The sequence below is a fragment of the Sphingorhabdus sp. genome (genome assembly GCF_046154385.1).
GTDB lineage: Bacteria > Pseudomonadota > Alphaproteobacteria > Sphingomonadales > Sphingomonadaceae > Sphingorhabdus_B.
Genome location: NZ_JBJXFW010000046.1, coordinates 32,329 through 57,265 on the forward strand (window position 1 = coordinate 32,329; position 24,937 = coordinate 57,265).

Genomic DNA, 24,937 nt, shown 5'->3' on the forward strand with positions numbered 1-24,937 from the left:
TTATCCCAGACGGGTCTCGATAGCGTCCCAAATCATCCCGGCCGTATCCGTGCCGTTGAAGCGGTCGATCGCGACAATTCCCGTTGGCGATGTCACGTTGATTTCGGTCAGCCATTCGCCACCAATGACATCGATGCCCACGAAAATCAGGCCCAGTTCCTTCAACCGCGGACCCATGGCGGCACAGATTTCCTGTTCGCGGGGCGTAAGCTCTGTGGCTTCGGCGCTGCCACCCACGGCAAGGTTGGAACGGAACTCACCCTCACTCGGCCGTCGGTTTATGGCTCCGGCAACGACACCATCAATCAAAACGATGCGTTTGTCGCCCTTGGCCACGTCGGGCAGGAACGGCTGCACCATATGCGGTTCGGGCCAGGTGCCGTTGAACACTTCCAACAATGCCCCAAGATTGTCACCCTCGGCCGGAACGCGGAAAATCGCCTTTCCGCCATTGCCATGCAGCGGCTTGACAACGACCGCGCCATGTATTTTCTGGAAATCCCGTATTTCATCGGTCGACCGCGTAATCAACGTGGGTGGCATGAACCTGCGATAATCAAGCACCATCACTTTTTCAGGCGCGTTGCGGACACTGGCCGGATTGTTGACCACTAAAGTTTCGCTTTCGATCCGCTCCAGAAGATGCGTCGCTGTGATGTAACCGACATGGAAAGGCGGGTCCTGCCGCATCAGGACAACATCGATGTCGGAACCCAGATCGATCCGCTTTGGAGCACCAAAGCGGAAATGCGCGCCTTCGACCCGCTGTACATCGTGAACAGGGTGCGCCCATGCAGACAGCCTGTTGTTGCTGTCCAAATTCAATGTTCCGACATCATAATGCCAGATCGCATGCCCCCGTGCTTGCGCCGAAAGCATCAACGCAAAACTGGAATCGCCGTGAATGTTGATACCGTCCATGGGGTCCATCTGGACCGCGATTTTGATAGTCATTATGGGGTCCCTAACCGTGCCAGACGTTTCGCAGATGGTGTGGCCATCGCCAAGGTGCAACCAATATTACGTCTATTTGCATATTTTCCGTGCCTTTGCCATATTTTGGCAAAAGAATCTCCGCCGCAGCAGCAACCCGGCGAAGGCGATAGGCGTCAATGGCAGACGCAAGATCGAGCGCCTTGCTCCGCATTTTGACTTCGACAAAAGCCACCGTCTTGCCGCGTCGCGCAATCAGATCCACTTCGCCGCGTGGCGTTTTCACGCGTTCGCCAACAATCCGCCATCCCTGAATACGCAAAAACCAAGCGGCCATCATTTCGCCCTGACGCCCTCGTTTTTCCGCAACGGCACGGTTCATTGCCCCTTGATCTCCGTGGCGCGTGCATAAAGATTGGCCCGTTCCAATCCAAATCTTTTGGCAATCGCCCCAGCCGCCTTTGCAGCAGACATGCTTTGCAGCGCCTCGCGCAAGGCCGCATCGACATCCCCCTGATCCACAATGGCATCTTCTTGTGGCGGTCCGATGATCAGGACAATTTCACCCTTGGGTTCATGCGCGGCATAGCGAGCAGACAGTTCAGCTGCGGTCCCCGTTACGACTTCTTCGAATTTCTTGGTCAATTCTCGTGCAACGGCAATTTCGCGGTCGCCATAAAGTTCGGCTATGGTAGCAAGCGAAGCGGCGAGACGCGGGCCGCTTTCATAGAACACAAGCGTCGCCTTGATACTCGCCAGTTCCAAGAGCGCATCCGCCCGCGCTTTTGCCTTGCTGGGTAAAAATCCCGAAAAGAGAAAGCGGTCCGTCGGCAGGCCGCATATCGACAACGCCGCGATCACGGCGCTCGCTCCTGGAACCGTATAGACTGGCACGCCCGCCTCGCGCGCCGCGCGGACCAATTTATAGCCGGGATCGGAAATGAGCGGGGTGCCGGCATCGGACACCAAAGCAACCACGCCGTCCCGTGCGGCAGCGATCAAGCTGTCGCGATCGCCAACGCTGCTATGGTCATTGTAACGGCGCATTTTCTTTTTGAGACTGAGATGATGCAACAATTTGCCAGTAACGCGGCTATCCTCTACAGCGACGATCTCGGCCGCTTCCAACACGGATATGGCCCGTTGTGACATATCTGCAAGGTTGCCGATGGGGGTCGCAACGACATATAAGCCCGACTCGAACAACATCATAAATACAAGCTATTCGCTGAGGACCCAATCATGAGCGCAACCATTGCAGCAACCGGCGCGCAGCCGCAAGCCATAGTAAGCGGATTAAGACGCCTATTGGCGTTGGCCATGCTCGCCCTTCTGGCCGCGTGCGCCGCCGTGCCACGTGGCGCCGAAGGTCCGCCGCCCGTGGTAACAGCTGATCCGCTGGACAGTTTGCACCGTGTCGCGTTGCTTTTGCCGATGACCGGACCCGATGGGGATGTCGGCCAGTCCATCGCCAATGCAACTGCGCTGGCCCTTGCCGATACCAAGGCGACCAACATCCGCCTGATAACATATGACACCGCGCAGGGCGTCGCCGCCGCGACAAAGCGCGCTGTTGCCGACGGTAACAAGTTGATACTGGGACCATTACGCGGTGAAAATGTAACCGAGGCTGCCGCCATTGCCCGCCCTGCAGGTATTCCGATCATCAGCTTTTCCAACGATATCGGGATCGCCGGCCAGAATGTATTTCTTCTCGGACATTTGCCAAACCAGTCGATTGACCGCGTTGTGCGCCATGCAAAGGCGAAGGGATTCAACCGCTTTGCCGCTGTGGTTTCGACCAGCGTTTATGGCCAGCGGGCGCAAGCAAATCTGGTAAATTCGGTTCGCAGTGCCGGCGGCATCCTCGTCGGTGTTCAAGAATCCGATGGCAGCCCGGCCGCCGCAGATGCCGCCGCCCGCCGCCTTGCCCAAATGGGGCAGATTGATGCGATTTTAATCGCCGATAGCGGTCGTGCCGCAGTCGTTGCGGTCCCCGCATTGCGCCGCAACGGATTGCGGAATGCCAAGATTTTGGGCACGGATTTGTGGAATATCGACGGTTCGCTGGCAAGCAGTTCGCCCATTTATGGCGCTTGGTTTGCGAGTGTTTCAGACACTCTATACAATCAATATGCGACCAAATACCGCGCCCGATACAGCAAAGCCCCGCTGCGTTTGTCCAGCCTTGGCTATGATTCGGTATTGCTCGTCGTCCGCGTCGCCCGCGACTGGCGTCCGGGCAGTAAATTTCCTGTAACCCAGCTTATCGACCCGCAAGGCTTTATCGGTGTAGACGGCGCGTTCCGCTTCATGAGCAACGGCCTGACCGAACGCATGCTGGAGGTTCAGGAAATCCAGGCAGGCAAATTCGTCACCGTCGACCCTGCCCCTACCTCGTTTGCGAAATGAGGAGGCGGGGAGAGGAATTCGAGTTAACGTCAGACCGTCACCCAACCTCAATGGTTGCAATGTTCCCCATGCACATGGCCGCCGCCCAGTTTCCGGGCCTTTTCAATTTTCTTCAGCACCATTTGCCGTTTCAATCGCGACAGATGGTCGATGAATAATATGCCCTCTAGATGGTCCATCTCGTGCTGCAGACAGGTGGCCATCAAATCGTCCATGGTTTCTTCATGAACCTTTCCGTCCAGATCCTGCCAGCGCGCGCGGATTTTGGCGGGGCGTTCTACTTCGGCATATTGGTCAGGCACCGACAGGCAGCCTTCATTATATGCCGAATGTTCTTCCGATGGATCAAGAATTTCAGGGTTCACAAATACCCTCGGGTTACGCACGCTTTCGCCGTCTTGCCCTTCATCCTGAAGATCGATCACCAGCAGGCGCTTGGGCACGCCCACCTGTATCGCCGCCAAACCGATACCGGGCGCGGCGTACATGGTTTCGAACATATCATCGACAAGCTTTTTCAAATCCGCATCAAAGCTTTCCACAGGCGTGGAGATGGTTTTCAGCCGCGGGTCGGGCACTTCAAGAATAGGTAATATGGCCATGGATCGCAGATAAGCATGGCCGCCGAATAAATCAACCAACCGGTCGCCGCGCCCGCAAAGCCTGAGCCAATGTCCCGTCATCGAGATAATCAAGTTCCCCGCCCACAGGCACGCCATGCGCCAATTGCGTCAGACGGATGGGGTAATGTTCAAGCCGTTCGGCCAGATAATGGGCCGTTGTCTGACCTTCAAGCGTTGCGTTCATCGCCAACACAACCTCATCCACGCCGCCCGCTGCCACGCGGGTAATCAGGCCGTCAATATTCAGATCTTCCGGCCGCACACCATCGAGCGCGGAAAGTTTGCCGCCCAAGATATGATATTTCCCGGGAAACAACCGCGACCGGTCCAGCGCCCACAAATCGGGCACATCCTCCACTACACAAATCGACCGCGTGTCGCGGCGCGGATCAACGCAGATGCCGCACGGGTTCCCGGTATCGATATTTCCGCAAATGTCGCACACGACAAGCCGCTGCTCGACCTGTTCCAAAGCGCGCAGTAGCGGTTGCAAAACGGTTTCTCGCTTTTTCATCAGGTGCAGCACAACACGCCGGGCCGAGCGCGGCCCCAGGCCGGGGAGTTTGGACAAGGCTTGCGCCAATGCGTCTATTTCTTGCGATGCCATGCACCACGTCTTAGGGGGCTTTCAAACAAAGGAAAAGTCACGATGCGCCTTGCCTTCATGGGTACGCCGGAATTTGCGGTTCCAAGCCTCGACGCTCTTGTCGCAGCAGGGCATGAGGTTGTGGCCGTCTATACCCAGCCGCCGCGTCCCGCCAACCGCGGAAAAAAGCTGACACCGTCGGCTGTGCAGACACGGGCGGAGGAACTTGGCCTGCCAGTGCATAGTCCTCTGACGCTTCGCAGCGCCGAAGCACAGGCAGAATTTGCCGCGCTCAAGCTCGATGTTGCTATCGTCGCGGCTTATGGCCTCATCCTGCCGCAAGCCATTCTGGACGCACCGACGCATGGCTGCCTAAACGTCCATGGCTCCCTGCTCCCTCGCTGGCGCGGGGCGGCGCCGGTGCAACGGGCGATTTTGGCGGGGGACCGAACCACAGGCGTTATGGTCATGCAAATGGAGGCCGGTTTGGATACAGGCCCGGTGCGCGCAACGACCGAGGTTGAAATTGGCACCAAAACAACAGGTGAACTCACGGCCGAACTCGCCGAACTCGGGGCGGAATTGATGGTGATCGTGTTGCAGGACATGGCCGCGCATCCGGCAGTGGCGCAACCTGAAGAAGGTGTGACCTATGCAGCCAAAATCGACAAGGCCGAAACCCGCATAGATTTTGCGGTATCCGCCCAAATCATCGAACGGCAAATCCGTGCTTTCAATCCTGCACCGGGCGCTTGGTTCGAATATGAAGACGAGCGCTATCGCATATTGGAAGCGCAGGTCATCCCCGCACAGCCCCAAATTTGCAGCAAGGTTTTGGATGATCTTCTCACCATAGCGTGCGGCACGGATTCGATCCGCCCGACGTTAATTCAACGCGCCGGAAAGCCTGCCATGCCAACCACTGATCTGTTGCGCGGCAAAGCCATACCGCAAGGCACCATCCTCTTATGACCCGTTTTGCACTGACCATCGAATTTGACGGCGGACCCTTTATGGGCTGGCAGTGGCAAGACCACGGCCCATCGGTTCAGGGCACCATTGAAGAAGCCATTTTCAAAACAACCGGCGAAAAAACGCTCGTCTATAGTGCGGGTCGGACCGATGCCGGTGTCCATGCCTTGGGTATGCGGGCTCATGTCGATGTGGAAAAGCCCTTGGCTGCCTTTCGACTGATGGAAGCAATAAACGCACATCTGCGGCCTCATCCCGTTGCGATTTTGGCCTGCGAGGAAGTCGCGGCCGACTGGCACGCGCGCTATTCATGCATCGGCCGCGCCTATGAATACCGAATCTGCAACCGGCGTGCATCGCTCACTTTGGAAAAAGGTCGGGTTTGGCGGGTCGGACCGGAACTGGATGCCGCCGCAATGCATGAAGCGGCGCAACTGCTCGTCGGCTTACATGATTTCACCACATTCAGGTCAACCGCCTGCCAATCTGCCAGCCCTGTAAAAACACTCGACCGTCTGACTGTTCGGCGCAAAGGCGACCATATCATTGTTGAAACGGCCGCTCTTTCATTCCTGCACCATCAGGTCCGGTCCATGGTCGGATGTCTGGCTGCGGTAGGGCTGGGCCGTTGGACGGCAAATGACTTGCTCGCCGCGCTCGAAGCCCGGAACCGAAGTGCCCTCGCCGAAAACGCTCCGCCCGAAGGGCTGTATTTCGTAAGGGCCGTTTATCCGGAATTCACGGCTTGAAATTCGCCAAGCGTAGCTCCTCACTCACCTACAGGAGCGGATTGGTCGGCAAATCCCCACTCCGCCACCCTGGAACCGAAGGCGTGCAGAGCACAATTTAGTTCAGGGTGACGGGTGTGGTCGAATGTAGAGTTAGCTTTCGCTGAGGGAAGGTTTCACGCAAAGGCGCGAAGGTTTTTAAGAGGTCGGATGCTCCTCAATACGTCACAAATGCATTGGCGTGGGTGACTTCAATATGCTTTGCTGCCCTCTTAAAAACCTTAGCGCCTTTGCGTGAAATATTTGGCATTTCTTCAAACCCTATACGGGATTTCAACAAACATCCTCCACTACGCAGCCACCCGAACGTACCGAACCGTCACCCTGGAACCGAAGGCGTGCAGCGCACAATTTGGTTCAAGGTGACGGGGTTTGGGAATGTAATTTTCGTGAGGATAAGCCAAGTCGAGTCTCAGGCAAAGCGTTCAACCAAAAAGTCCCGCCAGCGACTTTTCCAGCATCACCAACTGCCACAAAAGCCTCCCGTTATTGACCCGCCCGGCGATGTGATCTTCGGCAGCTTTAGCAACGACCTTGTTATCAAAAAGGTCCATTTTTGAAAAAGTCCGGCTGGTTGATAGCGCCCGCGCTTCAGCAGCCAAGGGCCCGCGAAACCATTGGTCGATCGGCGTCACAAAACCCATTTTTGGCCGGTACAAAATATCGTGTGGAAGGTGGCCTTCCATCGTTTTTTTCATCAGCCATTTACCCTGCCCGCCGCGAACGCGCATTCGTTCCGGCAGGCTGGCCGCAAATTCAAGCAGGCGATGGTCCAATAAAGGTTCGCGCGCTTCAAGGCCAACGGCCATGCTGGTGCGGTCCACTTTGGTCAGGATATCGCCCGGCAACCACAATTTCATATCCGCATATTGGGCTTGATCCAGACCGCTTTGAGCCGGTGCACCTCCCATCAGCTTTTCCATATGGGTTTCGGCGCGATACCCACCCAATGCGCCATGCATCTTGTGCGAATACAAATCGTGCCGCAGGTACTGATTGGTAACGCACACGGCGTCGGTATATCCTTCGGGTCCGGTTTGGGCGAGGGACAGCAAAGTTGTTTTCGCGCGCAACGGACGTGGTGCCCAATCGGCCTTCGGGTAGAATTTACCCAGCGCACCGAACAGCGGACCGCGCACATTTTGCGGCAGAAGACCGCGCAATTGCTCTTCCTTGTGGTGGAACACGTGCCGCCGATAGCCGGCAAGCGCCTCGTCCGCGCCATCGCCCGACAATGCGACGGTTACCTGCTCGCGTGCCAGTTCGCATACCCGATAAGTGGGCAATGCGGATGCATCTGCAAAGGGTTCGTCAAAATGATGGGCCAGTTTGTCAATCAGGCCGAAATCATCGGCGGCGACTTTGCGGCTGCGGTGGTCGGTTGCAAAGCGGCGGGCAATGGTTTCGGCATATTCGCTTTCATCAAGCGCGCCGACGTCGAAGCCGATGGAGCAGGTCTTGATTGGCTGGCGCGACGCTTCCGCCATTAACGCGACGACGCTGCTGCTGTCGACACCGCCAGATAGAAATGCCCCCAGCGGCACGTCCGCGACCATGCGTGAAGTGACACCCTGCCGCATCAGACGTAGCAATTCTTCCGATAACTCGCCCTGACTGCCGCGAACCCGCTTGCTAAAATCCAGATCCCAATATTGTGTCGGCGACGGGACAGGTTGGCCGAGTTGGAGCAGCAGATAATGCCCGGCAGCGAGCTTTTTGACGCCGCGCACGATACAAGCATGGTCAGGCACATAACCGAAGGCGAGATAGTCATCTATGGCGGAAAGATCGATTTCGCGGCGCAATGCGGGATGGGCTGTCAGCGCCTTGAGCTCCGACCCGAACAGGATGCTGCCGTCGGGAATGGCCGCATAAAAGAGCGGTTTTACCCCGAGACGATCCCGGGCCAGAAAGAGCTGCTTGGTGCGGGCATCGTGGATCGCGAAGACAAACATGCCGTGGAAATGCGAAACACAGGCCGGCCCCCAGTGGCGCCAACCATGCAGAATGACTTCACTGTCGCTTTGGGTGGCAAAGCTATAACCGGCAGCTTCCAGTTCTTTCCGCAATTCCCGGAAATTATATATCTCACCATTGAACGTCAGGGACAGCGCCCCATCGTCCGAATGCATCGGCTGCGCCCCGCCCTCCAGATCGATGATCGACAGCCGCCGATGGCCCAGCCCGACCCCCGGCGCGGTCCATACACCCGCACCATCCGGGCCCCGATGCGCGATCGCATCGGTCATGCGCTTCACCCGCTCCGGATCAACCGGTTTGGCCGTTTCGATATGAAAAATACCCGCTATGCCGCACATGAAGGCAGTCCCTATCGCAATCCGGCGAAGTGGTCAGCCACTTTATCAATATTACCCAAGGATTTGACAAAGGCATCGATGGCGGGGCGGGGCGACTGATCTCCCTTTTGCTCGGAAGAAATCAGAATTGCCACGGCCTGCTGTTCGCCCGCCAACAGGCGCGCTTGCAAGGTCGCCAACTTGATGCGCGCCGCAGATCCGCTCGTGACACCGTTTACGCGGTAAAAACTGATAACTTCACGCGCCGCACCTTTTGTTTTTATACGTTCCGACTTTCCATTTGGAGGTGCAGGGGTGTCTGCAGTCCACGACCAGAAGCCGTCCGGGTCAATCGCTCCTTGTCCAAATCCGACCAGTTCGCGTCCCTCATTCTGCCGGTCATACACAACCACGAACATGTCCACATCCTGCCCCACCGCATTGCGGTACCGGCCAGACAGATAATGGCTGCCACCGATGAAGCGGGGCGTCCAATGGACTTTGGGCTTGTAAGGCACCACCGCCCAGCCTTCGACCCTTGGCAGTGCTATCCGGTCGGGCGTTGGAGAGGTTTTGGTTGCGCTGTAGGTTGACCAGCCAAAGGGAAGCGCAGCGGCCAAAAGAATAGCGGTGACCGCTTTGACATTCGTAGTCGAATGGCGGACGGGAACCTGAAGATTCGCCGGATCAAAAGCGGGAGCATCCGCCCGCTTGTCGAAAAATGGCCAACCGGACGCCATGACAAGTCCGATCACTAGGCCGAAAAAAATCCAGCCATAGAACACATGGTCAAAACCGGCTGCAAAGTCATTGCTGCTGTGATGGGCAATATAGATGGTGCCGAATGCACGCAGGCCATTGGCAAGGATTGGCACAACGACGCACGCCGCCAAAAAAGCTAACCGACGCGGCCAGCGGTTGAAACACAGATTCGCGACCAAGGTGCCATAAGCGACCATCGCGATAAGGAATTTGACCCCCGAACACGCTTCGGCGACCCTGAAATAGCCTGTGGGAGTGGTGATGAATATTCCGTCGATATGCGCCGGGATTCCGGCCCAACCCAGCAAAGTCATGCACATTGTTGCGGTCAATGTTTGCAACGCCGGAACAATCTCTTCGCCGATGGGAACAAGGAAAAACATATAAAATAGGGGGAACAGTAAACCCTTGGTCACATTCGGTCCAAGCAGGGCGGACACGCTTGCCTGCATCATCATGACCAGACCCAATTGCCGTGCCACCGCCAATCCCGCCGCATCGCCCAGCAACCACCCGCATGCACCGGCCGCAGCATATAACAACGCTGGTAACCAGGGTTCCGGCTTAAGTTGGGCCAGCAATTCCTTGCGCTGCATCACCAACCAAACCAGGATCGGTACGATCAAAAGACAATGGTTGAACGTCGAACTGTTCCACCAAATGGCAACCATGTCCGCCGCATCGCGCCAGAATAACAACAATAATCCTGCCCATGCAGCAGCGAGATATTGCAGCGGCTTTTGCCAACCCCGATCAGATACTGGCATATGTATTGGAAGCGGAGAGTCTGTCTCGTTCATCGCAACACTTCGCATGTCGCGTCCATTATTGGGTCGAGCGGTGCAAGCTGGCTATGCCAACCATAATGCGCGATGACGTGTTCACGCGCCGCCCTTCCAATGACAATACCCGAACTGGCTTCATCGAGAAGCGAGCACACCCTTGCCGCTTCGGCGACGACATCGGGTTCTACATAAAAATGTTGCTCGTGCGCCGCAATGATACCTTCTGCAGCCGCAGGCGAAACAACAACAGGGCGCGCCATTGCCATCGCCTCAAGCACCTTGTTCTGGATACCGCGTGCGATCCGCAACGGCGCCACAACAACATCGGCCGCCGCCAGCCAGGTCCGCACATCTTCAACCGCGCCGGTCACCTGAACGCCGGGCAACATCGACAAATCTGACACCGCTTGCGTCGGGTTTCGCCCGACAATTGCAAAGCTTGTCTCCGGATGGCGCGCGCGAATGATCGGCATGGCATGCCGGGCAAAATCGGCCACGGCTTCAATATTGGGCCGGTAGTCCATCTGTCCGGTGAATAAAATCAACGGGTCGGGAAATGGAGGATGTACCTTTTTATACCGTGCGGCGGGATCATAATATTGTGTATCGATACCATTCCCGAGTGCCGTCACATTGACCGCCGATGTCCGGCGTCGAAATAGCGCAGCTTCATTTTCACTGACCAAAAGACTGGCGTCCGCGCGGGCTGCCACATCGGATTCAAATCGTTGCAACAGGCGGCCTTCGCGCCGGTTGATCCAACGCATCGCTATGCTGCCTTGGTCGGCGTAGCTTTCGAATTTGGCACTATCGACATCAACAAAGTCCATGACGAAACGGCCGTCAAACTCGGCGGGAACATATTGTGCCATTTGCCCGGAAAAACAAAAGATGTGGCTAATGCGTCCCGTTGCCAGTTTAGAATCCACCCAGTTTCGCATTGCGGAGCTGGCAAAGCTTCGAACCGAAACAGGTTGGCCTGTGGCTAAGGATTCGAGGCCTGCTTGCCATTGGGAATTGCGACGGAGTTCGATATGATGCGAAGCAACCAAATCGTCCATCGCAGTTGCAAATCCCATATCGCGACTATCATCAGCAAAGGCACCGACGTGCACCGGTGCCATCTTGCAAAGATATTTCAAAATATGATGCGAACGGATTTTATCGCCCCGGTCGGCCGGCCACGGAATCCGGTGAGCAAGAAAAAGGATTTCGCGCATCAGCCCAAACCTTTGCCGATCCATGGCCCCAATCGGTTGGCGACAGACAATGGCAGTTTTTGCCATAATCCGATTTTGGCTTTGTATTTCGGGCTATTGGGATTGATATCACGCGGCTCCTGGCCATCGGCGGTGTGGATGGCATAGGCCATCGGCTCGGGTTCAAAACCCCAGTTTTTCTTGAAAAAATAGGCACCGGACTCGGTCTTCGACCGGCCGAAATCAAAATGGGTACAACCCTGCTGGCGCGCGTGGTTCATCAAGGCATAATACATCACATCATTTGCACGAAGCCGTCGTGCATCCCACACGCCACCTCCCCAATATGGCATGACGACACCCTTGTGATACAGGCTAAAAACGCTGGCAACTGGCAATCCCTGATGCAGAACCGTCAAGATATCGGCGTCTTCGCCAAAGGCATGCAACACCGAAGCCATCAAGGCTTTGGGAAATACCGGAGTACCCAGATTATGCACGCTTTCTGCAAATATTGCATAATGCCGATCCAGATTGGCCGTATCCCGTCCTGTTTCAACGGTGAGGTCATTTTCCAGACCTTTGCGCACTTCTGCGCGCTGTTTCCGCGGAATCGCAAGCAGCTCGGCCTCATTGTCGGCGTGCAATGGCTTCAAAAAATTCGCGTGTGAATCGCGCTTTTCAATCCAGCCTTTTCCCGGCATTGAGCCGCCGCGCAATTCGACCGTCGGACAACTCCAGCTTTCGGCCAAGTCGCAAATTTCCTGCGCCAACCGACGGGTTGTTGCTGTAGTCGTCGACAAAATGCCGCCGCCTACAGCAAATGCAGAGGAAACCAGAGCCCTGCCAAATAACGCAGAATGCACCACGTGAAATGGCAATAGGCCCACGATGCTTCCCCCGCGTTCGGCAACAAGGCAATGGGCGACCTGACCTGTACCTGCTTCAATCGCGAGCAACCATTTGGGTCGGTGAAATGGCAGGCCATTTTCCTGGTCCATTACCCACGCATCAAGTCGTGCCACCTCATTGGCGTCAGCCAAATCGGCCAAGCGCAGGCGCAATCGAGTACGGAGCATCGGCGCGTTCATGCAACCAGCTTCGCTTTTTCACGCGCCACGACGCTATCAAGACGCTCCCACTGGAAATCTTGCTGCAGACGCCGGAGTTTGTCGGCCATCACCCCCAATTTCGTATAGTGCCGAATTTTTGATTTGATCGGTGCGTTTGCAACGCGGGGTTGATCGGGGTCAATTTCCCATGGGTGAAAATATATCACGGCCGGGCGGCGATCACGATGATTCACTTGACGGATTGCCCAGCGGGAAAATGCGTAAGGCAATAGCCGGAAAAAACCTCCGCCACCTGCCGCTAGGCGCTTGGATCCAAGCTGCGCTGTGGTAACCGGAATTTCAAGGAAATCGCTACCCGCAACAGGGCGAAAGGCAAATCGTGGAGCTTCTGCCCACCCATAATGATCATGCTTTATGGGGGCAACGCTGGACGAATAGGCATAGCCCTGCTCTGCCAATATCTCATGCGCCCAAGGGGTACGTTGGTCTATGGAAAAACTTGGCGCACGATAACCTGTGACCGCAACACCCGCCGCATCTTCAATCAGCTTGCGCGATCTTATAAGATCGCTTGCAAATTGTTCGGGCGTAAACGTGAATACCCGGTCATGGCCATAACCGTGGCTGGCAATTTCATGGCCCGCAGCAACGATACGGCGGATCAATTCAGGATAGCGTTCCGCGACCCAGCCAAGCGTGAAGAATGTGCCTTTTACATTGGATTCATCAAATAACGCCAGCACGTTGTCGGTGTTCTTTTCGACCCTGCACTCCCGTAAATCCCAGCTGTCCCGGTCTATTACGGTTTCAAACGCCCCGACCTGAAACCAGTCTTCAACATCAACAGATAGGGCGTTTTGCACCGGGTTGTGACTCCTTCAACACCCAAAATTTCTGTCCGTTTTATGCGGCGCGGCTATTCTGGATAAATCGGGATTCAAGGCTGCTTTCCCGATCCATCCATTCGATCATCATGGAAAGAACGCGACGCAAGGCAGCCTCTTGTTCCGATACCCTCTGCTCCAGCGAAGCAACACGAGCGGCCAAAGCTTGTATTTCCGCGTTGGTAACGGGCGCAATACCGGCATCTTGAATGGGCTTCCCCGCAACATCCTCAACGCGATTTTCTGGTGTTTCAACTGCGGCAGCCACGACTGCCTCGGGCATTTTTTCCTGTTCGACCGGCTTGAGGAATTTTTCCTCCAATGGTGCAACCGTTGACATGGACGCTTCATATTCAAATGATTTGCCGGCCATATCAGCGATAACTGCAGCAACCATTTCGCCATCAAGCTTATCAACTTGTTCAACTGCGCCCATCAACATAACTCGATTCATCAGCGTGTTGAGTTTGCGAGGGACGCCGCCTGTTTCCGAATAGAGCGCGGTATATGCATCTGCTGTTATCTCGGGACGACCGTTCCAGCCCGCGCAGTTTAGGCGATGAACAATATAAGGTTCAACTTCATTGGCATCCATCGCTTCCAAATGATGTGTCGCGATCACGCGTTGACGCAGTTGCTCCAATTCCGGTGCATCGCGAACAAGATCACGAAATTCAGGTTGGCCAAGCAGGAAAACTTGCAACAATGCCGATGATCCAAGCTGAAAATTCGACAGCATACGCAGTTCTTCGAGTGCATCTATCGACAGATTCTGCGCTTCATCCACGACGAGCAAGCAACGGCGTCCTGCCCTTGCCTCGGCATGAAGAAAGTTCTCGATGCTTTTCAGCGTCGATGCTTTGTCGAGGCCGCGTGTGTCGATGCCGAATGACTCCGCCGTCATGCGAACCATGTCGAGACCATCAAGCTGGCTGGTCACGATGTTCGCGGCCGTCAGCCGGAATTTGTCAACACTTTGCATCAAATGGCTGACCAATGTCGACTTGCCGGCACCAACTTCACCCGTAATCACGATAAAGCCTTCACCTTGCGCCAGGCCATATCCAAGATAGGACAAAGCTTTGCGATGCGTCGCGCTTTCAAAGTAAAATTGGGGATCGGGTGTAAGTTGAAATGGCCGTCCGGTCAGGTTGTAAAAATGATCGTACATGACTTGCCCCTTAAAAACTGTACCGTAACCCAAGCAACGCCGACGCCGTCAGTTCGCTATCGAAGTTTTCTTGGCGGAAACTATCCAGTCCGACCGCGGCGCTTGCCGACAGACCTTGAATGATCTGACGATAAAGCGCGGCGTTGGCGCCAGTTTGCAAAACATCTTCGGCACTTGCAAATCCTGAATCAAAATAGCTCGCATAAATATTTGATTCAAAGCGGGTCCGTCGGTCAAGCGCCGTCCCCAAAAAGGCGACCGCGTAATAATTTTCATCCGTTACGCCATCAATCTGTGCTTGCGCACCCAAAGAGGATGCGATGAATTTACGACGGTTATACCCCACCGCAAAGCCTGAATCCCAGCCCCCTGCTTTTCCACTGAACGATGCTGTAATGCCCCGCTGACGAAACGCGGCGGATGATGCATTTTCCAAAGCATCGTTGAAGCAAAGGCCACCGGTCTGCCCGAAGGCACAACCAGTCAGATCACCCGATAGCGGATTGCGCGCGCTCAAAAACTGTGTCGGCAAAGCGGCAAGATTGTCATTAAGCAGTCCGCCAAAGCCGGAAATCGTATCGTAAATCGACACGTTCACCGCCCGATTACGCCCGGGTTTATAGCTCAGGCTTCCCAGAAATATATCCGATCCATATCGACGCCCGTAACGCGCCTCTACTGAAGTGCGCGGGCTAGGACGCCACAACACGCCAACATCCCAGATAAGTCCGTCCTGTCTGTAGGCGATCAGACGAGGCGCGTTGACGTTTTTGACCAGCCGTCCGTCACTGCCGACAATCGGAACTCCGCCAGCGTCGCGAAGCGCGTCACGTTCGGAAATTTCGATATCTTCATAGCCGACACCGCCCACCACCGCGAGCGTAGGTGACACCGGCAAAGTCACGTCGGCACGGACATATTTGCCGTCAAAACGGTTATCCAATTGCCCTGCGTCCTCGCGTTCCCAACTGGCGCTGATAGCCCAACCGACGGGCAATATGCCGGGTTGCATGCCGACCGAAGCCGTTGCGACCTGACTGATGCTGTCGTCAAATTGGTCGAATCGTTGTTGGCCTGATGGCAGGGCCACGAATTCTTCGCTCTCGACTTTTGTATACCCCGCCCGATAGGCCGCATTGATGCTTAAGTCGCCAGCCTGTGTCGCCAGTGTTGGACCACCGTAAACCGAATAAACCTGCGTTACATTGTCGGGATTGCCAACCAGATTAGTCGGCGCAGCACCACGGCCATCGACACGCGTCCGGGCTGCAATACCGCCTGCCTCCAGGCTCAATTCGCGGGTTAATGCGAGCGATCCACGCGCCAGACCGGTGACGGTATCCTGATCGTCCACGCCATTGTCATACCCGAACAGACGCTCGTACCGCAGGCTGATCTGACCTTGGGCTTGCCGGGTTGCGACCGAGGCATCCACTCCGGCAGCCAAGGTCGAGTAGGTCAATACTTCTCCGCCACTTTTAAGATCGGCAACAAGCACTTGTTGCGCCTCGATATAAGGAACCACCTCTACTCTTGGTTCCGCACGCCTTTTGCTGCGCCCTGACGTTTCTGCCGCTTCTGTGCCATCAGCTGTGGCATCTGAACTTGTTTCCGAATCATCCATAGGCGACCATTCGGAACCAATTTGCTGGGCCAATACCGGGCATGGCAAACACGCCACACCCGCGATCAATGCCAGTTTAACAAGCGGGCTGTGCATTACGATGCTCCATAACCATAATAATTGCCGAACTTGCGTCCGGTGGGTGAGAATTTGGTGCGGTTCAGCAAAAGCTGAACATGTTCGCATCCGTTCAAAAGGCTGAGAGCATCGCGCAACGCGCTGTCGTTCGTCACATCGGCATGAACGACCATCAATGTCTGTCCGACAAGCAAGGCAAGCACTGATGCAGGTGACGCGGCTAAAGCAGGCGGGGAATCGAATAGGATGATCCGCGCAGGATCGTTACGGGTCAGTTGGTCGATAATTTCGGCTGTCCGCGACGCCGCCAGATATTCGGTATCCTGATTCGTCTGGCTGCCGGCGGGCAAAATCGAAAGCCCGTCAATATCGGTTTGCAAGACAAGCGACTCCGCATCGCAAGCGGGGTCAGCCAGTGCATCCATGAACCCGCGATGTTTCTCGATTCCCAATGTACACAGCACACTTGGTTTGGCGAAATCCGCATCCACCAAAAGGACTCTATTGTCTTTCTCGCTGGCCATCGAAATCGCGAGATTGATGGCGCAAAAAGTTTTGCCTTCATCGGGATTTGCCGAACAAACAAGTATGCGTTCCCCGTGCGGCAATGCTTCTATGCCCTTACCGCCACGTGCCGCCAACAAAAGCTGGCGTTTCACGATCCGGAACTCTTCTGAAAGTCCCGTGACCGGGCCATCGGGAACGATGAAATTCTGCGCGGCAAGTCGCTCGCGATTGATCGTAACCTTATTACCACCGACTATTGCGGCAGGCATTGATGGACGTATCGACGCTGAAACCGCCTCTTGCTTTGGCGCATCTTCGGTAAGGGGAGCTGACGCGGCCGCAACGGGCACATTCGCTCCGCCACGCAAAGCCGCCCCGAAATCATACAGTTCCGATGCACGTTCCAAAAGCGAACCGGCAGATTTGATCGAGCTGTGCTTGTTCATATCATCCGCCCTTTCAAGCCGTCAGTCCGCGTTGGACAAATTCAGCGACCAGCAGCAATGCGAACACACATACCAAGCCACCCGAAGCGCCAAAAAAGAGCTTCATTTTCTGTTTGCGCTGCTCGCGTTCTTCAGCGTTCAGCATCTGGGATATCGATCCGATCACCGGCAGTCCGCTGGCACGTTCCAATTTGGCAGCCGTAGGAAAACTGGTCTGCACATGGCCGAGCGCAAATGCGGCGCCCACTCCGGCACCAATTCCCGCTATCAGCACAGCGGCGAGCAAGAGCGGGCGATTAGGGGCGGCAGGTACATTGGACAGGGATGGTTCTTTTACGACCCTAAATTGCACGGCATCAGTCTGGGTTTCGACCTGACCACGCAACCTGATCTGGTCACGTTCAGTGACCAGCTTGTCATATTGCACCTTCAAAACTTCATAGTCCCGGTTGATCCGCTGATATTCCGCGGCGACGCCGGGTTCGGCCGTTTGCTTTGACGCAAGCTGCGCCATGTCGGATTGCAGCGCGCTTTTACGGGCTTGCAGTGCAGATACTGCGGCTTCCCGCTCGGCACGCATTGATTGGAGCGAGCTATATGCGGGGTTTGGAGTTCGATATCCACCACCGGCTGCACCACCGCCTTGTGACCGCAAATTCGCAATTTGGTTCCGGATCGCAACAACATCCGGGTGGCTATCGGTAAATCCGCGCGCGCGCATCGACGCCAGTTCACCCTGCGCCTGCCCCAGAGCCGTTGGAGAACCTCCGCCAATAGACGATGCATTTAATGTCGCCGGTGTACCGGCCAGTTGACCATTTAGCGCAGCGAGAGCGCTTCGTGCCTGAATGAGTTGCGAATCTATCTGATTCAATTCAGCGCGCGATGCCTCTATCCGCTGCGAAACCGAACCTACGCCAGGCAACAAACCGAGATTTTGGGTTTCATATGCAACCCGCTTGGCTTCCGCCGCTGCAAGTTCTTTTTGGCGCGCCTCGATTTGCGAATCCAGAAAGCGCAACGTCTGACTGGTTGTTTTCCGATCACCAGCAATATTGTCTTCTTCGGCAACATCGATCAGTTTTTGCACCACATCACGCGCCAATTTCCCGCTCGGCAATTTCGCACTGATGGCAAAGAAGTCGTCTTGTTCAGCCTTTACTTCAATATGCGCCCGAAGCCCTTCGACTTTTCCGGCCAGCTCCTGATCCGTGGCAATTGAAGCGCCGAGATCTGTTCCACGAACAACTTTCGCCAGATTATCGGAAGACGTCAGCGTTTGTTCCAACTGTTGGATATTCCGGCGCTGGTCCTGCTGCGTGATTCCGACTTGATCTGACAATATAGATTGGGTGCGGACCTGAATTTGTGCCTTGGATTCATAGGAATTTGGGATCATTGCGACGACAAGCCAGCCGACAAGGCAAACGCCCCAAGCAACCGCCAGAGCAAGCCACCGGCGATTCCACACGCTGTGAACGGCAATCCGGAATTCATCGTAGAGTGAGTTCATTGCTTAGAACATGCTTTCAGGAATGATAATGACGTCGCCGGGCTCGAGCAGCACATTCGCTTTGCTGTCGCCGCGCTTCAACAAGTCACCAAGGCGCAACAGATATTCTTTTTGGGCACCCGTGCCTTTGTTATGGCGGATCAGCCGCGCCTTGTTTCCCGCTGCATATTCCGACAGGCCGCCGACGGCGATCATAGCATCCAATACAGTCATATTGGCTCGGTAGGGAATTGATGCGGGCTTTTCTGTCGCGCCCACAATACGGACCTGCTGCGATGTTGTACCGGCAAATTCATTTACGATCACCGAAACAATCGGGTCGTTGATATATTGCGATAGCTGAAGCTTTATGTCCTGTGCGAGCATCGTGGGCGTTTTGCCAACTGCGGGCATATCGGTAATCAGCGGCGTTGTTATGCGGCCATCAGGGCGGACCTGCACCTTTGCGCCGAGCTCCGGGTTTCTCCACACAAAAACGGTTAACTGGTCGAGCGGACCAATAAGATAGTCTTCACCCGGACCTTCGCGGGCCGACACCGTTGGCGCCTGCGGTAATTCCGAACCACCCGCTACCGAGCTACATCCCGTCAGCGCCGCGGTCATGAGGCCCAGCAACATGACCATGATGTTTTTCAACGCGTTATTCATCGCCCAGTCCTTCTGACCCTGCGACGAATCAAACGGCCGCGCCCCCATTGGCCGACCTAGAACTGTCGCAGTTTGGACTTTGCTATGGACGAAAAGGGTGAACAGACCGTTAGGATTAACCAGTTTCCATATGTAAAATCAGACGCAAGCTTTAAACGTTGTCCCGCATATTAACCTCAATCTGGCGTAGCCATCGCCAATTTGGCTGCGTTTGTTAGATCCTGCATGGCCCTTGCCCAAGGTCCATGGCCGTGGCTGATCCGCGCAACGCCCAGACTGGCCAGCGTCTTGATATCGGGAATACCATCGCCCACCAGGATGTTCACCGGCAAAGGCGATTTTGAGCACAAATGGCTGATTAAGGATGCATCGGCGATGAAAGGAACAAAAAGGCTGTTCGCTCCTGAATCTACAAAGGCTTTCGCCCGTTCGAGCACTTTTTCAACCAAGGCCAGATCGTGATGCTCCTTGGGTGTGACGATGAATAAATCGGCCCGGGCATTGATCCATATGCCAGAGGCCGCGGCAGCCTCTATCCTCGCGCAGGCTGTTTCGATTTCAAAAAGCTCCCTTGTCACAGGATCCTTATCTTCGATGTTGATCCCGGCGGCACCAGCCTTTGCGACTTTCTCAACCATTTGCCCGACCTGCGCTGCATCCGCGCCATATCCGGCTTCAAAATCGAGCGTAACGGGCAAATCAGTCACATTAAGAATCTGCGCGAGATTAGCGAAAACCAGATCGACGGGAAAAGTCTCACCATCCTTATAGCCATGAGCACAGGCGACACCCCAACTGCCCGTCGCAATCGCGCTGGCACCGGCGTCAGCAACGGCCTTGGCACTGCCCGCATCCCAGATATTATACAATATCAGTGGATTGCCTGCGACATGAAGATCGCCAAAAATTTTTACTTTGTCCGTCATCCTGCATTCCTTTCTGCCTGAAGCAATTTTTCTTTCCGTTCCAGGCCATAAGCATAGCCACCCAAGGTGCCATCGGTACGGATGACGCGGTGGCACGGAATAAGCACAGCGACATTATTCGCGCCATTTGCACTTCCGGCCGCACGTACGGCTTTGGGTTTGCCCACGGCTGCGGCAATCTCGGCATAAGTCCGGGTTTCGCCGGGCGGAATGCGTTGCAATTCCTTCCACACGGCCTGCTGGAAAACTGTTCCCGCGATATCCAGCGGCAGTTCCGGCATATTTGCGGGATTTTCGACAGCAGCAACCGCACCGATTACAAGTTCGGCCAAAGCATCGCCGCCCTGTTCGATTATTGCGGCAGGAAAGCGCTTTTGAAGCTCTGCTTCGTCCTCATCAAAAGAGAGTCTGCAAATGCCTTTGTTGGTCGCCGCGACCAGCATGCTGCCTAACGATGTCTCGACGACTGCCCATCGGATTACTGCGCCTGCTCCGCCATTTTTCCATGCACTTGGCGTCATTCCCAATCGTCCTTTTGTCGCTGCATAAAAACGGCTCGGTCCGGAATATCCTGCATCATAAATCGCATCTGTCACCCGGTCATTTGCCGCAAGTGCTTCTTCCGCCCGCCCTGCACGTAACCCGCGCGCATATTCGGCAGGTGTAACACCCGTAGCGCGCTTGAACAGCCGGTGAAAATGATGAGGCGCATAACCGACAGCAGCCGCAAGCTGTTCTAAACCCATTGGCTGTTCCGCCGCCAAAAGTTTAAGCGCGCTTACAACTGCGACTTCGTCACGGGCAATATCGTCGGGGCGGCAGCGCAAGCATGCGCGATACCCCGCTGCCCTTGCCTCACCCGCCGTGGCATAAAAGCAAACATTCTCGCGTTTGGGATGCCGCACCGGACAGCTTGGCTTGCAATAAATCCCCGTTGTTTTGACAGCGCCGACAAACTTTCCGTCATAAGCGCGATCACGCGCAAGAAATGTTCTCCACGCAAAGTCAGGATCGATGGCCATGGCTTCAGACATGTCCCAAATGCGCCTTCATTGCACCCGGACCGGCAGTTAGGAAATGATCCATCTTCAAGCTCTCTCGATACGCGCGGAAAAGCAGCCATGCGCTGCGTTATGGGCGTGTATATAGGCAATTTCATCAAGAGCGAACAGTGCCCGGATTTTGTCATCCGCCTGCCCGTGCAGTGCAAGGGCGGCGTTGCGGAGCATGCCTTCGGCATCGAACGCCCGGAATGCCATCGGACGGCCTTCGAATACAGGAGGCGTTTCATCGACAAATTCCGCAGCCATGCTGGCGGCCTTGCGAACATATATCGCATAGGATGAGCGATAAGGCGTCGCCACATCATGGCTGAGATGGTTGAGCAAGATCAAATCCTCGCCTGCCTTGGCATCCTCCAGACTGATCCGGCAGGGCCAACCCTTGTCGGCAGCGGCGGTCACGCGCAATGCGCCTCTTTTAGCCAATTCCGTATCATTCATGTCGAACAATTCCGCGAAAGGCTCACGGTCCAATCCTATAATTCGATAGCTCATATTCCGGCTCCTTGTTTGTTGGATCACAGAATAGATGCTGCATCCGACGACGGCTTCCCGAAACTTGCTTTCAAAGCCGAATTTGACATGACCTAATAAACAACCTAATAAGCGGTCATGATACACGAAATTTTTGCTAATGCCGGCGTCAGCATTTCTGACCTTAAAAAAAACCCGTCAGCTATCATAGCTGCGGCGGAAGGTCAGCCAATCGCAATTCTCAACCGAAACACACCTGCTGCATATATCGTTCCGGCAAAAGCGTGGAAGGCCATTGTCGAACAGATTGAAGATATGGAACTGGCGCAGATAGTTCGGCAACGACAAAACCAATCAGGCATTCCTGTAAAAATAGAGGATTTGCTGAACCTTGAAGATATATAGCCTCGAATTTATTCCAGAGTCGCAGAAAGAATGGAACAAGTTAAATCCCGACCTCAGAAGTCAATTTGCCAAAAAGCTGCAACAGATCCTCGTAAACCCAATCATTCCAAAAGCCCGCCTGCGGGAGCTTCCCGATTGTTACAAGATCAAATTACGCGCTATTGGCTATCGGCTGGTATATAAAGTTGAAGAAGAGCGGGTCATCGTTCAAGTTATCGCTATTGGAAAACGAGATCGGAACGAAGCCTATAACAAGGCTTCTAATCGGCTCTAGGGTAGAGAACTAACTCTAACCGCCGCATGCCCTAAACAAGGCCAAAGTCCTCTCTCGCGCCAGTTCCGCACTTGGCTCGTGATAGTCCTTTCGCCGGTCGGAGTTAAAACCGTGGTTGGCGTCATAGACAAAAATCTGCGCGGTCGGATGGTCTTTGGTAATTAGGGCTTCGACCCCCTCCATCGGAATGCTCTGATCAAATTGTCCGAAATGAGCGATGGTTGCGCATTTCGGTACCTTATCAGCGTAAATGGTGGGAATGAGACTGCCATAATAGCACGACGCGGCTGCCAGATCCTCACTAATGCCTGCCATGGCCCACGCAACCGAGCCGCCATAGCAAAAACCGGTGATGAATACCGGACCTTTTTCTTTCAGAGCATGGATGCAGACCTTTGCATCGTTCAGGCTTTGCATAAAAGGGTGCAGTTCACGCGCCAGTTGGACAGCGCGTTCATAGTCAGGGCCGGTATATTCCGCTTCGAAGCCGGGATGTTCACGGTCGAATATCGATGGCGACAACACTTCATAGCCGACGGCGGCATATTCATCGCATAGCTCGCGAATATGGTCGGTGACGCCGAAAATCTCCTGCACCAGAACCAGACCGCCGCGGCGCGCGCCGACCGGCTCGGCATGGTAGACAGCGATTTCTGCGCCATCGGCCATTTTCATTTTAATCATTGAGCCCACTTTACCACCTCCGCCTTATCATTCCCGGCACCTCCGCTTTGTCATTCCCGCGAAGGCGGGAATCCATGGCTTGGAATATCGGCATAACGCAACGGCGGCGCAAAAGGAAACGCCCGGCCATGGATTCCCGCCTTCGCGGGAATGACAAATATACGCGAGGGAATGACAAATATAGGATTGATTGGCTAGTATGTCTCAATATCACCCAATCCGTATCTTGCATCGCAACAAAACCCCTGCTAGGCGCGCGTCGACCTAAGTGAAAGGGTGACCTTTCTGCCCGGTCAGCACATATTCTCAGTCTCACAATCGAGGACTTTCACGCGTGGATCATTCCGGCGGCACATCTGCTAATATTCAGGCCAGTTTAGCTGGCCGTTATGCGACCGCGTTGTTTGAGCTGGCGCGCGATTCAAAGGCCATTGATGCCGTCGAAAACAGCATGTCGGCAGTGGCGCAAGCCGTCGGCGAATCGACTGACCTGAAGGCGCTGACCACCAACCCTGTTCTGACACGCGCCGATGCCAAAAAGGCAATTGCTGCCGTCGCAAAGGCAATGAAGCTCGATCCGCTTTCGGCAAAGACGCTGGGCGTGCTTGCGGACAACCGGCGTCTTGGCGAAACCGTAGCCGTCGCCCGTGCCTATACCGCCCTTGCCGCAGCGCACCGCGGCGAAGTAACCGCAGAGGTTACGTCGGCCCATGTTCTAAGCGCTGCACAGACAAAGTCGCTTTCGGCAAAACTCAAAGCCCGCGTCGGAAGTGACGTTGCCATTCAAACCAAGGTCGATCCCACCCTGCTGGGTGGCCTGACTGTCCGTATCGGCAGCCAGATGATCGACAATAGTATCAAAACCCGTCTCAACACCCTCGCAGCTGCGATGAAAGGCTAAGTACAGATCATGGATATCCGTGCCGCAGAAATCTCAAAGGTCATCAAGGACCAGATCGCCAATTTCGGCACCGAAGCTAAGGTTTCGGAAGTAGGCAGCGTGCTGTCGGTGGGTGACGGTATCGCCCGTATCCACGGCCTCGACAATGTGCAGGCTGGTGAGATGGTCGAATTCTCCAACGGAATTCAGGGCATGGCGCTGAACCTCGAAGCCGACAATGTCGGTGTCGTTATTTTCGGTACCGACAGCGAAATTCGTGAGGGCGATGTTGTCAAGCGGACCGGCACCATTGTGGACGTTCCCGTCGGCAAGGAACTGCTCGGACGCGTTGTGGACGGCCTCGGCAATCCAATCGATGGCAAGGGCCCACTCAAAACTACGCAGCGCAGCCGCGTTGAAGTCAAGGCCCCCGGCATCATCCCGCGCCAGTCGGTTTCGGAACCTGTGCAAACCGGCCTCAAGGCGCTCGACGCCCTCGTGCCTGTTGGCCGTGGCCAGCGCGAATTGATCATTGGTGACCGTCAGACCGGTAAGACCGCTGTCGCCATCGACACCTTCATCAACCAGAAGGAAGTCAACAAGGGCACCGACGAATCAAAGAAGCTTTACTGCATCTACGTCGCCGTCGGCCAAAAGCGTTCGACCGTTGCGCAGATCGTCCGCGCTTTGGAAGAGCAAGGCGCGATGGAATATTCTATCGTTGTTGCCGCAACCGCATCCGAGCCTGCTCCTCTGCAGTATCTCGCGCCTTATACCGGCGTTGCGATGGGCGAGTTCTTCCGCGACAACGGCATGCACGCCGTGATCGTCTATGACGATTTGTCGAAGCAGGCTGTGGCGTATCGCCAGATGTCGCTTCTGCTGCGTCGTCCTCCCGGCCGTGAAGCTTATCCCGGTGACGTTTTCTATCT

26 protein-coding genes are annotated in these 24,937 nt (G+C 55.3%); 7 read left to right on the plus strand and 19 right to left on the minus strand.

The features are described 5' to 3' along the window. Genes gshB through rsmI form a run of 3 tightly spaced genes read right to left on the minus strand, consistent with a single transcriptional unit; the run spans nt 1 to nt 2,145 of the window. A complete protein-coding gene (gene gshB / locus ACKVOS_RS09765; RefSeq protein ID WP_409211819.1) occupies nt 1-954 on the minus strand; it encodes a glutathione synthase in 954 nt (317 codons plus the stop codon). Between the two features lie 10 nt (nt 955-964). Continuing rightward, nucleotides 965-1,315 (minus strand): YraN family protein, encoded by a 351-nt coding sequence (locus ACKVOS_RS09770; RefSeq protein ID WP_409211820.1) that lies wholly within the window; start codon nt 1,313-1,315, stop codon nt 965-967. Then, on the minus strand, nt 1,312-2,145 hold the full coding sequence (gene rsmI, locus ACKVOS_RS09775) for a 16S rRNA (cytidine(1402)-2'-O)-methyltransferase (protein ID WP_409211821.1): 834 nt from the start codon (nt 2,143-2,145) through the stop codon (nt 1,312-1,314). Before rsmI ends, ACKVOS_RS09770 begins: the two co-directional genes overlap by 4 nt. A 30-nt stretch (nt 2,146-2,175) precedes the next feature. On the opposite strand from rsmI, the gene ACKVOS_RS09780 reads away from it, so the two are divergent. After that, a complete protein-coding gene (locus tag ACKVOS_RS09780; protein ID WP_409211822.1) occupies nt 2,176-3,345 on the plus strand; it encodes a penicillin-binding protein activator in 1,170 nt (389 codons plus the stop codon). Between the two features lie 47 nt (nt 3,346-3,392). Here the strand turns inward: ACKVOS_RS09780 and def are convergent, their stop codons facing one another. Together def and recR are read right to left on the minus strand one after the other, a co-directional pair. Then, entirely contained in the window at nt 3,393-3,947 is a 555-nt protein-coding gene (gene def / locus ACKVOS_RS09785; protein WP_409211823.1) for a peptide deformylase, read from the minus strand. Nucleotides 3,948-3,978: 31 nt separating this feature from the next. Then, nucleotides 3,979-4,575 (minus strand): recombination mediator RecR, encoded by a 597-nt coding sequence (gene recR / locus ACKVOS_RS09790; protein ID WP_409211824.1) that lies wholly within the window; start codon nt 4,573-4,575, stop codon nt 3,979-3,981. A 42-nt stretch (nt 4,576-4,617) separates the two neighbouring features. Here recR and fmt point away from each other — a divergent pair, with 42 nt between their 5' ends. Together fmt and truA are read left to right on the plus strand one after the other, a co-directional pair. Further along, entirely contained in the window at nt 4,618-5,526 is a 909-nt protein-coding gene (fmt, locus tag ACKVOS_RS09795; protein ID WP_409211825.1) for a methionyl-tRNA formyltransferase, read from the plus strand. Next, nucleotides 5,523-6,275: a tRNA pseudouridine(38-40) synthase TruA gene (truA, locus tag ACKVOS_RS09800; RefSeq protein WP_409211826.1), complete on the plus strand. Its 753-nt coding sequence runs from the start codon at nt 5,523-5,525 to the stop codon at nt 6,273-6,275. The genes fmt and truA overlap by 4 nt, the downstream gene beginning before the upstream one ends. A 464-nt stretch (nt 6,276-6,739) precedes the next feature. Here the strand turns inward: truA and ACKVOS_RS09805 are convergent, their stop codons facing one another. The 13 genes from ACKVOS_RS09805 to ACKVOS_RS09865 all read right to left on the minus strand — a co-directional run bounded on the left by ACKVOS_RS09805 (nt 6,740) and on the right by ACKVOS_RS09865 (nt 21,783). Continuing rightward, the gene (locus tag ACKVOS_RS09805) at nt 6,740-8,632 is read right to left on the minus strand and encodes an XrtA/PEP-CTERM system amidotransferase (protein WP_409211827.1); all 1,893 of its coding nucleotides are present in this window, start codon (nt 8,630-8,632) and stop codon (nt 6,740-6,742) included. Between the two features lie 11 nt (nt 8,633-8,643). Further along, on the minus strand, nt 8,644-10,140 hold the full coding sequence (gene xrtA, locus ACKVOS_RS09810; RefSeq protein WP_409211828.1) for an exosortase A: 1,497 nt from the start codon (nt 10,138-10,140) through the stop codon (nt 8,644-8,646). 29 nt (nt 10,141-10,169) lie between these two features. Beyond that, nucleotides 10,170-11,381 carry a TIGR03087 family PEP-CTERM/XrtA system glycosyltransferase gene (locus ACKVOS_RS09815; protein WP_409211846.1) on the minus strand — a complete coding sequence of 404 codons (1,212 nt, stop codon included), beginning with the start codon at nt 11,379-11,381 and terminating at the stop codon, nt 10,170-10,172. Continuing rightward, nucleotides 11,378-12,448, minus strand: a complete 1,071-nt coding sequence (locus tag ACKVOS_RS09820; RefSeq protein ID WP_409211829.1) for a FemAB family XrtA/PEP-CTERM system-associated protein — start codon at nt 12,446-12,448, stop codon at nt 11,378-11,380. Before ACKVOS_RS09820 ends, ACKVOS_RS09815 begins: the two co-directional genes overlap by 4 nt. Next, entirely contained in the window at nt 12,445-13,293 is an 849-nt protein-coding gene (locus ACKVOS_RS09825; protein ID WP_409211830.1) for an XrtA system polysaccharide deacetylase, read from the minus strand. The genes ACKVOS_RS09820 and ACKVOS_RS09825 overlap by 4 nt, the downstream gene beginning before the upstream one ends. A gap of 40 nt (nt 13,294-13,333) precedes the next feature. Further along, nucleotides 13,334-14,485 (minus strand): XrtA/PEP-CTERM system-associated ATPase, encoded by a 1,152-nt coding sequence (locus tag ACKVOS_RS09830; RefSeq protein WP_409211831.1) that lies wholly within the window; start codon nt 14,483-14,485, stop codon nt 13,334-13,336. Between the two features lie 10 nt (nt 14,486-14,495). Next, on the minus strand, nt 14,496-16,205 hold the full coding sequence (locus ACKVOS_RS09835; protein ID WP_409211832.1) for a hypothetical protein: 1,710 nt from the start codon (nt 16,203-16,205) through the stop codon (nt 14,496-14,498). Beyond that, nucleotides 16,205-17,140 (minus strand): AAA family ATPase, encoded by a 936-nt coding sequence (locus tag ACKVOS_RS09840; protein ID WP_409211833.1) that lies wholly within the window; start codon nt 17,138-17,140, stop codon nt 16,205-16,207. Before ACKVOS_RS09840 ends, ACKVOS_RS09835 begins: the two co-directional genes overlap by 1 nt. A gap of 13 nt (nt 17,141-17,153) precedes the next feature. Beyond that, on the minus strand, nt 17,154-18,653 hold the full coding sequence (locus ACKVOS_RS09845; protein ID WP_409211834.1) for an XrtA system polysaccharide chain length determinant: 1,500 nt from the start codon (nt 18,651-18,653) through the stop codon (nt 17,154-17,156). A 3-nt stretch (nt 18,654-18,656) separates the two neighbouring features. After that, nucleotides 18,657-19,271 (minus strand): XrtA/PEP-CTERM system exopolysaccharide export protein, encoded by a 615-nt coding sequence (locus ACKVOS_RS09850; protein WP_409211847.1) that lies wholly within the window; start codon nt 19,269-19,271, stop codon nt 18,657-18,659. Nucleotides 19,272-19,477: 206 nt separating this feature from the next. Further along, nucleotides 19,478-20,227, minus strand: coding sequence for an isocitrate lyase/phosphoenolpyruvate mutase family protein (locus tag ACKVOS_RS09855; protein WP_409211835.1), 750 nt, complete (start codon nt 20,225-20,227; stop codon nt 19,478-19,480). Beyond that, complete coding sequence (gene ada, locus ACKVOS_RS09860) at nt 20,224-21,261, minus strand: bifunctional DNA-binding transcriptional regulator/O6-methylguanine-DNA methyltransferase Ada (RefSeq protein ID WP_409211836.1); 1,038 nt, start codon at nt 21,259-21,261, stop codon at nt 20,224-20,226. The genes ACKVOS_RS09855 and ada overlap by 4 nt, the downstream gene beginning before the upstream one ends. A gap of 54 nt (nt 21,262-21,315) precedes the next feature. Further along, a complete protein-coding gene (locus ACKVOS_RS09865) occupies nt 21,316-21,783 on the minus strand; it encodes a DUF1203 domain-containing protein (protein ID WP_409211837.1) in 468 nt (155 codons plus the stop codon). A gap of 117 nt (nt 21,784-21,900) precedes the next feature. Between ACKVOS_RS09865 and ACKVOS_RS09870 the strand changes: the two genes are divergently transcribed. Continuing rightward, a complete protein-coding gene (locus ACKVOS_RS09870; RefSeq protein ID WP_409211838.1) occupies nt 21,901-22,167 on the plus strand; it encodes a type II toxin-antitoxin system Phd/YefM family antitoxin in 267 nt (88 codons plus the stop codon). Next, on the plus strand, nt 22,154-22,441 hold the full coding sequence (locus ACKVOS_RS09875; protein ID WP_409211839.1) for a type II toxin-antitoxin system RelE family toxin: 288 nt from the start codon (nt 22,154-22,156) through the stop codon (nt 22,439-22,441). Before ACKVOS_RS09870 ends, ACKVOS_RS09875 begins: the two co-directional genes overlap by 14 nt. Nucleotides 22,442-22,456: 15 nt before the next feature. Here ACKVOS_RS09875 and ACKVOS_RS09880 read toward each other — a convergent pair whose 3' ends face one another. Next, a complete protein-coding gene (locus ACKVOS_RS09880) occupies nt 22,457-23,125 on the minus strand; it encodes a dienelactone hydrolase family protein (RefSeq protein ID WP_409211840.1) in 669 nt (222 codons plus the stop codon). Nucleotides 23,126-23,459: 334 nt separating this feature from the next. Here ACKVOS_RS09880 and ACKVOS_RS09885 point away from each other — a divergent pair, with 334 nt between their 5' ends. Both ACKVOS_RS09885 and atpA read left to right on the plus strand, forming a co-directional pair. Next, nucleotides 23,460-24,026, plus strand: a complete 567-nt coding sequence (locus ACKVOS_RS09885; RefSeq protein ID WP_409211841.1) for a F0F1 ATP synthase subunit delta — start codon at nt 23,460-23,462, stop codon at nt 24,024-24,026. Between the two features lie 9 nt (nt 24,027-24,035). Further along, nucleotides 24,036-24,937 (plus strand): F0F1 ATP synthase subunit alpha (gene atpA / locus ACKVOS_RS09890; RefSeq protein WP_409211842.1); only part of this gene is annotated, 902 nt, incomplete at its 3' end.